This is a genomic window from Actinocatenispora rupis (genome assembly GCF_016861975.1).
Classification (GTDB): Bacteria; Actinomycetota; Actinomycetes; order Mycobacteriales; family Micromonosporaceae; genus Actinocatenispora; species Actinocatenispora rupis.
Map to the genome: position 1 here is coordinate 210,574 of NZ_BOMB01000021.1, position 11,795 is coordinate 222,368.

Annotated in this window: 12 protein-coding genes; 7 read left to right on the top strand and 5 right to left on the bottom strand. The window is 72.3% G+C overall.

What is annotated here, in order from left to right:
* Positions 1–2 precede the first annotated feature (2 nt).
* The gene (locus Aru02nite_RS18915) at positions 3–734 is read left to right on the top strand and encodes a MerR family transcriptional regulator (RefSeq protein ID WP_203659436.1); all 732 of its coding nucleotides are present in this window, start codon (positions 3–5) and stop codon (positions 732–734) included.
* A gap of 140 nt (positions 735–874) precedes the next feature.
* Positions 875–1,498, top strand: a complete 624-nt coding sequence (locus tag Aru02nite_RS18920; protein ID WP_203659438.1) for a hypothetical protein — start codon at positions 875–877, stop codon at positions 1,496–1,498.
* Between the two features lie 698 nt (positions 1,499–2,196).
* Here Aru02nite_RS18920 and Aru02nite_RS18925 read toward each other — a convergent pair.
* Genes Aru02nite_RS18925 through Aru02nite_RS18935 form a run of 3 tightly spaced genes read right to left on the bottom strand, consistent with a single transcriptional unit; the run spans position 2,197 to position 5,281 of the window.
* Positions 2,197–3,405, bottom strand: a complete 1,209-nt coding sequence (locus tag Aru02nite_RS18925; RefSeq protein ID WP_203659440.1) for an acyl-CoA dehydrogenase family protein — start codon at positions 3,403–3,405, stop codon at positions 2,197–2,199.
* A gap of 11 nt (positions 3,406–3,416) precedes the next feature.
* Positions 3,417–4,454, bottom strand: a complete 1,038-nt coding sequence (locus tag Aru02nite_RS18930; RefSeq protein ID WP_203659442.1) for a phosphotransferase family protein — start codon at positions 4,452–4,454, stop codon at positions 3,417–3,419.
* 53 nt (positions 4,455–4,507) lie between these two features.
* Entirely contained in the window at positions 4,508–5,281 is a 774-nt protein-coding gene (locus tag Aru02nite_RS18935) for an SDR family oxidoreductase (RefSeq protein WP_239076784.1), read from the bottom strand.
* A gap of 82 nt (positions 5,282–5,363) precedes the next feature.
* Here Aru02nite_RS18935 and fabG point away from each other — a divergent pair, with 82 nt between their 5' ends.
* Positions 5,364–6,128: a 3-oxoacyl-ACP reductase FabG gene (fabG, locus tag Aru02nite_RS18940; RefSeq protein WP_239076785.1), complete on the top strand. Its 765-nt coding sequence runs from the start codon at positions 5,364–5,366 to the stop codon at positions 6,126–6,128.
* A 210-nt stretch (positions 6,129–6,338) separates the two neighbouring features.
* Here the strand turns inward: fabG and Aru02nite_RS18945 are convergent, their stop codons facing one another.
* Complete coding sequence (locus tag Aru02nite_RS18945; protein WP_203659448.1) at positions 6,339–7,121, bottom strand: SDR family NAD(P)-dependent oxidoreductase; 783 nt, start codon at positions 7,119–7,121, stop codon at positions 6,339–6,341.
* Positions 7,114–7,830, bottom strand: coding sequence for an SDR family oxidoreductase (locus Aru02nite_RS18950; RefSeq protein WP_239076786.1), 717 nt, complete (start codon positions 7,828–7,830; stop codon positions 7,114–7,116). Before Aru02nite_RS18950 ends, Aru02nite_RS18945 begins: the two co-directional genes overlap by 8 nt.
* A 45-nt stretch (positions 7,831–7,875) precedes the next feature.
* Here Aru02nite_RS18950 and Aru02nite_RS18955 point away from each other — a divergent pair, with 45 nt between their 5' ends.
* The 4 genes from Aru02nite_RS18955 to Aru02nite_RS18965 all read left to right on the top strand — a co-directional run bounded on the left by Aru02nite_RS18955 (position 7,876) and on the right by Aru02nite_RS18965 (position 11,794).
* Positions 7,876–8,406, top strand: a complete 531-nt coding sequence (locus Aru02nite_RS18955) for a TetR/AcrR family transcriptional regulator (protein ID WP_203659450.1) — start codon at positions 7,876–7,878, stop codon at positions 8,404–8,406.
* A 333-nt stretch (positions 8,407–8,739) separates the two neighbouring features.
* Positions 8,740–8,823: an Ms4533A family Cys-rich leader peptide gene (locus Aru02nite_RS37605; protein WP_373324915.1), complete on the top strand. Its 84-nt coding sequence runs from the start codon at positions 8,740–8,742 to the stop codon at positions 8,821–8,823.
* A gap of 189 nt (positions 8,824–9,012) precedes the next feature.
* Entirely contained in the window at positions 9,013–10,722 is a 1,710-nt protein-coding gene (locus Aru02nite_RS18960; RefSeq protein WP_239076787.1) for an ABC transporter substrate-binding protein, read from the top strand.
* A gap of 103 nt (positions 10,723–10,825) precedes the next feature.
* Positions 10,826–11,794: an ABC transporter permease gene (locus Aru02nite_RS18965; protein WP_239076788.1), complete on the top strand. Its 969-nt coding sequence runs from the start codon at positions 10,826–10,828 to the stop codon at positions 11,792–11,794.
* Position 11,795: the final 1 nt, after the last annotated feature.

Below are 11,795 nucleotides of genomic sequence, written 5' to 3' on the forward strand. Positions count from 1 at the left end.
ACATGCGAATCGGCGAACTCGCCGCACTCGTCGGGGTCACCACCCGGACCGTGCGCCACTACCACCACCTCGGCCTGCTGCCCGAACCGACCCGGCTCGGCAACGGATACCGCGAGTACCGGCTGCGCGACGCCGTCGAACTCGCCCGGGTACGCCGGCTCACCGAACTCGGGCTCAGCCTCGACGAGGTCCGCGACGTACTCGCCGACGACCGCGGCCGCGAGCTCCGCGAAGTACTGGAGGAACTCGACGCCGACCTCGCCCGGCAACAGGAGGCCATCGGCGCCCAGCGCGACCGGCTCGCCGCCCTCCTCGCCGCCGGCGAACCCGACCCCGACGCCGCCGTCTCACCCGACCTCGCCGCCGTACTCCGCGGCCTGCCCGTCGCCGGCTCACCGTCCGCCGCACTCGACCGCGACATGCTCGCCCTCATCGACACCGGCGCCGCACCCGCCGAACGCGCCGCGTTCACCGCACTTCTCCAACCACTCGCCGACCCCGACATCGCCGCCCGCCTGCCCGACCTGTACGCCCGGCTCGACGACCTCGCCGACGCCGACCCCACCGACCCCCGCGTCCCCGTACTCGCCACCGACCTCGCCGACTGCCTGCCCGCCGAACTCCTCGCCGCCATGCGCGACCCGCGCGGCCGTACCTGGCTCGACGAACTGTCCCGCGAACTCGGCCCCGCCCAGGCCGCCGTCTTCCGCCACCTGTCCGGCGGTACGCCATGACGGTGCGGCGAACCGCGACGCGCTGGTGTCGCCGGGTGGTGCGTGGAGCGTCGGCGGGGTGGCGCCGATGGACTCCGCCGAAGAGGGTGCTCATGCGCGGCGGATCGGGGGCTGGGCGGCCGGTCGCGAGCCTGATGCGGGTGTACCAGCGGGTTGTGCCGGTGGCGGTGCGGCGGCTGATCGGCTTTGACAGCAAGGGAATCGTCAGTCTCGGGCTCTGGGTCACCGGGCGCCGGCACGGTGTTCCGCGCGGGGCCGTCGCCCTCACGTACTCGAAGACGCAGACGGCGCTGCTCGCCACGTTCCTGGCGCTGTCCGTCGCCGAACTCGTCGCCGTCGAACTGCTGCTCCGCGCACTCGGTGTCGCCGTGGCGGTACGGACACCGCTGCTGATCCTCGACGCGTACGGCGTGCTCATCGGGGTCACCGTCATCGCGGGCTGCGTCACCCGACCGCACGTGGTCACGACCGACGAGATACGCATCCGGTACGGCGTGTTCTTCGACCTGCGCGTCCCGCGCACCCGAATCGCCTCGGTACGACGCGTCCGCGAGTACGGGGAACGCGGTGCAGTACGGGTGGCCGACGGTGTCGCCGTCGTCGCCGTCGCCGGGCAGACATCGATCCTGCTCGAATTGGACGGCCCGGTGGGCGTGGTGCGGCCATTCGGGCGACCGGCCGAAGTCACGCGCGTACGGTTCCACGCCGACGACCCGGACACTGCCATTGCCGTACTGCGGGGGGAGGTGGCTGCGGTGCGGTGAGTCCGGGGTGTGTGGTTCGTCGGGGGCGGCCGGGGTGGCGGGTGGTGGGTCGTGGGGCTGAGTGCGGTTGGGTTCTCCGGGAGGCGGGCGCCGGGTGGGCGCCGCTGCTGGCGAGGCCGATGTCGGGGCGCGCTTCCGGCACTGCGGTGAGCGTGGCGCCGTCGGCGGCAAGATCAACTAGCCGCGGATTGTCCAATTGTTCAACTGTTCAATTGTCTCATTGTTCAACAATTGAACAGTTGAACAATGAGACAATTGAACAAACAAAAGGCGGCACAAAACCAGCGCGCCACCTCGTCAACCGCCCCACGCGCAGTCACCTGCTCACGCGCAGCCCCGCGCCCACGCGCAGCCCCGCGCCCACGCGCAGCCCCGCGCCCACGCGCAGCCCCCACGCGGAGCCCCGCGCCCACACCAAGCCCCGCGCCCACGCGGAGCCCGCGCGCGGAGTCCGGCTCGCCCGCAGTCCGGCTCGCGCGCAACCCCGTGCGCCCGCGGGTACCAGGAGCCGGCGGTGTGCTGACCGAGCCGAACGGGTTCACCCATCTCGACCCGCAGCCGGCGGCGTGACCAGCGGCCTGGCGCTGACTCTGCAGCCCCGCAACCCGACCACGCACAGCCCCCGCCCGCGCAGTCCGGCTCGCGCAACCCCGCCCGCGCAACCCGTCTGCGCGAAACCCGCCCGCGCGCAACCCCGTCTAGTACCGACCGAGTTCCTGTCGAGCCACGGTCCGCCGGTGCACCTCGTCGGGCCCGTCGGCGATCCGCAGCGTCCGGGCGTGCGCGTACAGTTCCGCGAGTGGCGTGTCGCCCGACACCCCGGCCGCACCGTACGCCTGGATGGCGCGGTCGATGACCCAGCCGGCCATCTCGGGTACGACGACCTTGATGGCGGCGATTTCGGTTGCGGCGCCCCGGTTTCCGACGGTGTCCATGAGCCAGGCGGTCTTGAGGACGAGGAGCCGGGCCTGTTCGATGCGGATGCGCGCTTCGGCGATCCAGTCGCGGATGACACCCTGGTCGGCGAGCGGTCGGCCGAACGCGGTGCGGGTACGGACCCGTTGGCACATCAGGGAAAGCGCTCGTTCGGCCATGCCGATGAGTCGCATGCAGTGGTGGATGCGGCCGGGGCCGAGGCGGGCCTGGGCGATGGCGAAGCCTTCGTTCTCGCCGCCGAGCAGGTTGCCGGCGGGCACCCGCACCTGGTCGTACTCGATCTCGGCGTGGCCGCCGTGGGTGCGCTCGTCGTACCCGAAGACGGTGGTGGCGCGGCGGATCCGGACGCCGGGGGTGTCGAGGGGGACGAGGATCATGCTGTGCCGGCGGTGGCGTGGCCCGTCGGGGTCGGTGACGCCGAGGACGATCGCGATGCGGCAGCGGGGGTTCATGCCGCCGGAGGACCACCATTTGTGGCCGGTGACGACGTACGTGTCGCCGTCGCGTTCGATGCGGGTGGTGACGTTGGACGCGTCGGAGCTGGCGACGTCGGGTTCGGTCATGGAGAAGCAGGAGCGGATCTCCCCGCGCAGCAACGGTTCCAGCCAGGTGGCGCGTTGCTCGTCGGTACCGAACATGGCGAGCAGTTCCATGTTGCCGGTGTCGGGGGCGGAGCAGTTCATGGCTTCGGGCATGATGCGCGGGCTGTGCCCGGACAGTTCGGCGATCGGCGCGTACTCCACAATGGACAGTCCGGCGCCGAGGTCGGGGTCGGGCAGGAACAGGTTCCACAGGCCGAGTTCCCGGGCCTTCGCCCTGAGTCCGGCCATGGCGGGCGGGGCGTCCCAGACGTCGGGTGCGGCGGCGGCCTGCGCGGCGAACTCGGGTTCGGCGGGGAGTACGTGGTCGGTCAGGAACCGTTCGGCGGCGCGGTGCAGTGCCGTCGCGCGCTCGCCGTACCCGAAGTCCATGGCTGGTCCTCTCAGTGCGGTCCGGACAGGGCGGTCAGGCCGAGGTCGACGAGGTCCGGTACGCGCGCGCCGATCGCGTCGAAGTCGGCGCCGACGGTCTCGCCGGCCAGGTAGCGCGCGTGGATGCCTTCGGAGATGATCGCGAGCTTGTAGTACCCGAGGCCGACGTACCAGTCGAGGCGGTGGAGCCGGATGCCGCGCGCGTCGGCGTACGCGGTGCGCAGCTCGGCGCCGGTGGGGAAGCCGAGCGACGCGGGCGGTGGTTCGGCGGCGGTGCCGAGGCCGTGCCGGGCCAGGTCGGTGTAGACGACGAGCAGTCCGACGTCGGCGAGCGGATCGCCGGTGGTGGCCATCTCCCAGTCGAGTACGGCGGTGACGCGGGTGAGGTCCGGGTCGTACATGAGGTTGTCGAGGCGGTAGTCGCCGTGCACGATCCCGTACCGCGGGGTGTCCGGGACGGCGGCGGCGAGCCGGTCGTGCAGCTCGTCGAGCGCGGGCAGCACCCGGGTCGCCGACCCGCCCCACTGCCGGTACCACCGCTCGACCTGGCGGGTCAGGTAGCCGGCGGGGCGGCCGAAGTCGCCCAACCCCACCGTGTCCGGCTCGATGCCGTGCAGCGTCACGAGCGTGTCGACCAGCAGCCGCGCGGCGCGCGCCATCCCGGCCCGGTCGACGCCCGCGTAGTCGGCGGCGGTTCGCAGCACGACCCCGGGCACCTCGGCCATCAGGTAGAACGGCGCGCCGAGCACGGTCTCGTCGGTGCACAGCAGCAGCGCCTCCGGTACCGGCACCGCCGTCGCCCCCAGCGCCGAGATCACCCGGTACTCGCGGCCCATGTCGTGCGCGGTCGGCAGCACGTGGCCGAGCGGCGGCCGGCGCAGTACCCAGCGGGAGGTCCCGTCGGTCACCCGGTACGTGAGGTTGGAGCGGCCGCCGGCGATGACCTCGGCGCGCAGCTCGCCGACCGGCCCGTCCAACCGGTCCACCAGGTACGCCCGGAGCTGCGCCGGGTCCAGCCCCGGTACGGCACCCGCCGGTCGCGCGTCCATCCGCACACCTTTCGTTCGGTGGCCGGTTCGCACCCTACCGGCCGGCGGGGGCGTCAGCCGCCGGTGAGCGCGGGTCGGACGGCCGCGCCGCCGTCGACGACGAGGGTCTGCCCGGTCAGCCAGGACGCGCCGTCCCCGGCAAGGAACACGGCCGCGGACGCGATGTCGTCGGGTTCGCCGATCCGGCCGAGCGGCAGCGCCGCGGACAGCGCCGCCTCGTGCGGTTCCCAGAGTGCCCTGGCCAGTTTCGTACGGACGACGCCGGGTGCGATCGCGTTCACCCGTACCCGGGGCGCGAGTTCGGCGGCGAACTGCCGGGTGAGGTGGATGACCGCGGCCTTCGTCGCGTTGTAGTACCCGATGCCGGGCTCGGTGAGCATGCCGCCGAGGGACGCGAGGTTGACGATCGCGCCGCCCCGGTCGGCCATCGACGCGTGCCACACCGCCTGCGTCCACAGCACCACCGAGAGCTGGTTGACCTGCACGGTCTTCTCCGCGCGCGGCACGTCGAGGTCGACCATGGGCCCGAAGTACGGGTTGGTGCCGGCATTGTTGACCAGCACGTCCACCGCGCCGAACGTGTCCACGGCCGCGGCGACGCAGGCCCGCGCCGCGTCCGGTTCACCGACGTGCGCCGCGTACGGCAGGAACCGGCTCTCCGGGTACGCCGCGCCCAGCTCGGCGGCGACCTCGTCCAGGGCCTCCTGCCGGCGGGAGACGAGGACGACGTGGCAGCCCTCGGCGGCGAGCGCGCCGGCGACCGCCCGCCCGATGCCCCGCGACGCACCCGTCACCAGCGCCGTCTTTCCGCTCAGTCCCGTCCGCACCGGCATCCTCCGCGGGTCGATTGACGCGGCTGTCCCGCCGTGCCTACCTTACCGATGGGTAGCGACGCCGAGGGGGTCCACTGTGGACAGGTTCGCCGATCGGGTGGCGGTGGTGACCGGTGCCGGCCGGGGGATCGGTGCGGCCACGGCCCGGCGGCTGGCGGCGGACGGTGCCGCGGTGGCGGTCCTGGACCTGACCGAGGAACGTACCGAGGAGACGGTGACGGCGATCCGGGCGTCCGGGCGGCGGGCCGACGGGTTCCGGGTGGACGTGGCGGACGCGGTGTCGGTGGCCGCGGGGGTGGACGCCGTTGCCGGGGCGTACGGGCGGATCGACGTCCTCGTCAACAACGCCGGCGTGACCCGGGACAACCTGATCCACAAGCTGACCGAGGACGACTGGGACACCGTGCTCGACGTCAACCTCAAGGGCGCGTACCTGGTCAGTCGCGCGGTGCAGCGGCACATGGTCGCCGCGCGGTACGGCCGGATCGTGAACCTGAGCAGCGTGTCCGCGCTCGGCAACCGCGGCCAGGCCAACTACTCCGCGGCGAAGGCCGGCGTGCAGGGCCTGACCGCGACGCTCGCGATCGAACTGGCGCGCTACGGCATCACCGTCAACGCCGTCGCCCCCGGGTACGTCGAGACGCCGATGACCGCGGCGACGGCCGAGCGGCTGGGGATGAGCCCGGCGGACCACGGGCGCGCGGTGGCGGAGCACATCCCCCTCGGCCGGGTCGCGCAGCCGGCCGAGATCGCCGCGGTCATCGCGTTCCTGGCCTCCGACGACGCCGGGTACGTCACGGGCCAGACCCTGTACGTCGACGGCGGCCTCCACAACGCCTGACCGGCCCGCAGCGGCCCGTACTGCCTGTCAGCGTCCGTGCCGGCACCCGTACCGTCCGGCCGGCGGGTTGCCGTGGACCGGGCGGGACGGGGTGATGGCGGGTGAGGCGTTGCGGTGATGGGGTTTCCGGGCCGCGGCGGTGCTCGGTGCGAGGGGGTCGAGTGCACAAATCGATTGTCCAATTGTGCACTTGTTCAATTGTGCACTTGTTCAACAGGAGAGCTGGCGGTCGGTTGCGGCGGCCAGCCGCGCCCGGAACCCCGGGTCGTACGCGAGCGGGTGGGCGCGCGCCTCGCGGGTGCCGTCGTAGTACCGGCCGGTGACGCCGGCGAGGGCGGGGTCGGTGGCGAGCCGGAGTACCGCGGCGGTGCCTTCGTCCACTGTGGACAGTGGGGTGATGCCGGCGGCGCGGACCATCGCGGTGTCCATGTACGTCGCGGGATGCAGCACGGTCGCGGTGACGCCAGTGCCGGCCAGCGACTCCGCCAGGTCGAACGTCCAGGCCGCGAGCGCCAGCTTGCTCCGCGCGTACGCCAGCTGTGGGTCGTACCCGGCGTCCAGTCGCGGGTCGTCCGGGTCCGGCGGCGCCTGGCCGGCCGATCCGACGTTGACGATGCGGGCGGATCCGTTGCGCCGCAACACGTCCAGCAGTCCGCGGGTGAGCGCGACGGGCGCCAGGTAGTTCACCGCCCAGTGCATCTCGTACCCGTCGGCGGACAGCTGCCGCCGGTGCAGCCCGCCGACGCCGGCGTTGTTGACGAGCACGTCGAGCGAGTCGATGCGCGCGGCGAGCGCGCGGACCTCGGCGAGGACCGACAGGTCCGCCACGTACTCCCGGGCGGTGCCCCCGGTGGACCGTACGGCGCGGGCGGTGTCGGCGACCTTCGCCGGATCCCGGCCGTGCACGAGGACGGTGGCGCCGGCCTGGCCCAGGCGTACGGCGAGGTGGCGGCCGACGCCGGCGGTCGCGCCGGTGACGAGTACCTCAGGCACCGGTCGGCCCACCGTCGACGGCGAGCACCGCGCCGGTGACGAAACCGTTGGTGGCCAAGGAGAGTACGGCGGCGGCGACCTCCTCGGCGCGACCCACCCGGCCGACCGCGACCGTCCTCCCGTACTGCTCGAAGGTGGCGGCGCGGGCCTCCGGCCCGAACCCGGACCACCAGTCGGTGTCGACGACGCCGGGGGAGACCGCGTTGACGCGGACCGGCGCGAGTTCCGCCGCGAGGCTCGGTACGACGGCCTCGACGGCGCCGTTGATCAGCGCGAGGCCGGCGGCACCGGGTGCGGGGTGCCGGGCGCTGGCCGCACCGACCAGGGTGATCGAGCCCCCGTCACCGAACGCGGGCAGCGCCACCTGCACCGCCGTCAGGTACCCGATGGCCTTGGTCTCCAGGCCGGCGCGGACCCCGGCGAGGTCGAGGCCGGCGACGGGGCCGATCCCCGCGCTGTCCCCGGCGGCGAGGACGAGGTGGTCGAGCCGTTCCGGTACGGCGGCGGCGAGCGCGGTGCGGTCGGTGATGTCGGCGACGTGCCAGGTGATGCCGTCGCCGGCGGCGCGCAGCCGCGCCTCGTTCCGGCCGGTCACGGTGACGTCGGCGCCGGCCGCGTGGGCGGCGCGGGCGACGGCGAGCCCGATGCCGGAGCTGCCGCCGACGACGAGGACGGAGCGACCTTCGAGAGCTTCTTTCTGAGACATCATGTCTCGTAATATATACGAGTCAGGCTGTCTCGTAAACTGGCTGGCATGGAGAAGAAGCGGGGCCGGCCCCGGGACGAGAACGTCCGCGCCGCCATCCACCGCGCCGCCCGCGACCTGCTCGTCGAGCACGGGTACGGCCGGCTCACCATCGACGGGATCGCCCGCCGCGCCGGCGTCGGACGGCAGACCGTCTACCGCTGGTGGCACACCAAGGCCGACGTCGTACTGGAGGCGATCGGTGCGCAGGCCGACCTGGAGATCCCCGCCGACGACCTCGCCACGTTCCTGCGCGCGACGTTCACCGTGGCCCCGGAGTACGTGCCGGTGCTCAGCGGGCTGATGGCCGAGGCGCAGCTCGACCCCGGCTTCGCCGCGCGGTTCCGCACCGACTTCCTGGACCGCCGCCGCGCCACCCTGACCACCCTCGTACGCCGGGAACTGCCCGCCGCCGACCCCGAACTCGCCGCCGACCTCGTCTTCGGCACCCTCTGGTACCTGGTGCTGACCCGCCCCGACCGCCTCGGCCCGGAGTACGCGGAGTGGTTGCTGGCGCGGCTCGACGTGTCGCCGCCCTGACCCGACCCGGCTCCGCCGCTTTCGCTTGTGTACCAACGTCTTCCGGTGCCGCGACGGCGCGGCGATGCGTGGGGCGTGCGGAGCGTGCTCTGCCTACCCGTGCATCACTCGGCCGGTGACGCGAGGGTGCGGTGACGCGCCCAGGTGTGCAGGGCGTGCTCTGGCTACCCACACGCATCACGCGGCCGGATCCCGCCGCGCGGCAGACCGCGGCACACCGTCGCCCACCCCCCACCGGGCCGTCCGTGCCGGATCCCCGTGCTGGTCGGCGGGGGTGTGATGCGAACGGCGTCATGTTGACGGTGGACGAACTGGCCGGATAGTTTCCCGGTCATGGGGACACACCTCCGGGTCGGCTACGAGCTGGCGCTGCTCGCCGTGCACGAGCACAGCGTCGCCGACGTGCACTGTCGCTGAAACGCGACCCGACTTCGTCCCTCGCTGTGCGGTCGTCCGGGCCGGGACGGCATTCTGTGTGGTTCTCACCCCTTTTCCCCGCGATGTCGCTGGCTTAGAGTCGTGCCAGCCGAGGCGCCTCCTCGGTGGTACGTCGGCCGGCGCGCGCTGTCGTGTGCCGGTACCCCTCCGGCGTTTCGAGGAGCCCTCGTGATCAGAAAGACCGTCGTGCTGGTCGGCGCCGGCGCGCTGCTGGCGGGCACGCTCGCCGCGTGCGGCCAGAGCGGCAGCGGCACGTCCACCACCGCGTTCGACCCGAAGACGTGCCAGGGCGGCACGCTGAAGGTGTTGAACCAGAAGGACATCACGCACCTGGACCCGGCCCGGATCTACACCTCGGGCGGCGGCAACATCCCGTCGCTGCTGTTCCGTACGTTGACGACGCGGAACCGGGAGGCGGGCGCCGCGGGTGCGAAGGTGGTGCCGGACCTCGCCACCGACACCGGTACGCCGTCGGACAACGCGAAGACCTGGACGTACCACCTGCGCGCCGGGGTGAAGTTCGAGGACGGCACGGCGATCACGAGCCAGGACGTCAAGTACGGGATCGAGCGGTCGTTCTCGCCGGACCTGCCGGGCGGCGCCGCGTACCTGCGGGACTGGCTGGTCGGCGCGAAGAACTACGCCGGGCCGTACAAGGGGGACGCGAAGTCTCGTGACCTGGCGGCGATCGAGACGCCGAACACCACGACGATCGTGTTCCACCTGAACAGTCCGCACGGCGACTTCCCGTACCTGGCGACGGCGACGCAGTTCGCGCCGGTGCCGAAGGCGAAGGACACCGGGGTGGACTACGAGAAGCACCCGGTGTCGAGCGGCCCGTACAAGATCAAGTCGTACCAGAAGAACAAGAGTCTGGTACTGGAGCGCAACACGAACTGGTCGCGCAAGGTCGACCCGGAGCGGCTGGCGTGCCCGGACGTGGTCGACGTGACCTCGGGGCTGAACCCCGACGTGATCAACCAGCGGCTCGCCGCCGGCAGCGGCGACGACGCGAACGCGGTCACCACCGACACCGATCTCGGCCCGGCGCAGCTGTCCCAGCTGAACAGCAACCCGGAGCTGGCGAAGCGGGTGGCGAAGGGCAACTTCCCGTACACGTACTACCTGACGTACGACACGACGAAGGCGCCGTTCGACAAGCCGCAGGTACGCGAGGCGTTCTCGTACGCGGTGAACCGGAACTCGGTGATCAACGCGGTGGGCGGCAGTTCGCTGGCGTACCCGGCGACGACGTTCCTGCCGGCGCAGAAGTCGATGGGCTACCAGGCGTACGACTACTTCCCGGCCGGCAAGAGCGGCAACCCGGCGAAGGCGAAGCAGCTGCTGGCCCAGGCGGGCTACCCGCACGGGCTGACGGTCACCCTGGCGCACAACAACGCCGCGGCCGACCCGAGCGGCCCGGAGGTGGCGACCGCGCTGCAGGACGCGCTGAAGAAGGCCGGCATCACGGTCAAGCTGTCCACTGTGGACAGCAACTCGTTCTACGACCAGCTCAACAACCCGAAGACGCAGCCGCAGCTCGCGGTCGCCGGCTGGGGTGCGGACTGGCCGAGCGGCGGGCCGTTCCTGATCCCGCTGTTCGACGGGCGGCAGATCATCCCGTCCGGCGGCAACTTCAACACCGCGATGGTGAACGACAAGGCCGTCAACGCCGAGATCGACAAGATCAACGGGATCACCGACCCGGCGCAGGCGGCGAAGGCGTGGGGCGCGCTCGACGCGTCGATGGGCAAGCAGGCGTGGTACGTGCCGCTCTACCACGGCAAGAACCTCGCCCTGTTCGGCAAGAACGTCAAGAACGCCTGGGTCAGCGACTGGACCGGCGTGTACGACGTGTCGCAGGTGTCCGTCAAGTAGCCGGACGATCCGACGCGGCACCGGGCCGGGTGCCGTCCGGGCGCGCCGTACTGTCCACTGTGGATGGTACGGCGCGCCGCGATCCGAACGTGGAGAAGGAAACGTGACGACCGAGGCCCTCGCGGCCGACGAGATCGGGCCGCCCGCACCGGTTCCGGCCAGTACCGGTGCCCGTGCGGTCTGGCGCAAGCTGCGCCGGGAACGCGCCGCCATGGTCGGCCTTGCCGTGGTGGTCCTGCTCATCCTGGTCGCCGTCGCGGCACCGCTGCTGACCGCGATCGAGGGCCAGGACTACACCACCTACCACGACACCCTGCTGAACTCCGCGCGCGGCGGCGTACCGACCGGTGATCTCGGCGGGATCGGCGGCGCGCACTGGCTGGGCGTGGAGCCGCAGACCGGCCGGGACCTGTTCGCCCGCGTCGTGTACGGCGCGCGCGTCTCGCTCGCCGTGGCGATCAGCGCGACCGTGCTGCAACTGCTGATCGGCCTCGCGGTCGGCCTCACCGCGGGTCTCGCCGGCCGCATCGCCGACGGCGTACTGTCCCGCTTCACGGACCTGATCCTCGCGTTCCCGTCGCTGATCTTCTCGATCGCGCTGCTCGGTATCGTGCCGCAGTCGTTCCCGCGGCCGGTGCTGCTGGTCCTCGTACTGGCGCTGTTCGGGTGGGCGGGCACGGCCCGGATCGCCCGCGGCCAGGCCCTGACCCTCAAGACCCGGGACTACGTGGCGGCCGCGCGGCTCGCCGGCGGCGGCGGGTTCCGGTTGGCGCGCCGGGAGATCCTGCCCGGCCTCGCCGCCCCCGTCATCACGTACGCGGCGCTCATGGTGCCCGGCAACATCATCGCCGAGGCCGGCCTGTCGTTCCTCGGGGTGGGCATCAACCCGCCGACCCCGTCGTGGGGGCAGATGCTGTCGGCGGCCACCACCTGGTTCGGCGGCGACCCGATGTACGTGTTCGTGCCCGGCGTCCTGCTGTTCGTCACCGTACTGTCCTTCACGCTGCTCGGCGACGGCCTGCGCAACGCGCTGGATCCCCGCAGTACCAACCTTTCCCGCAGGGCGGAGTAGC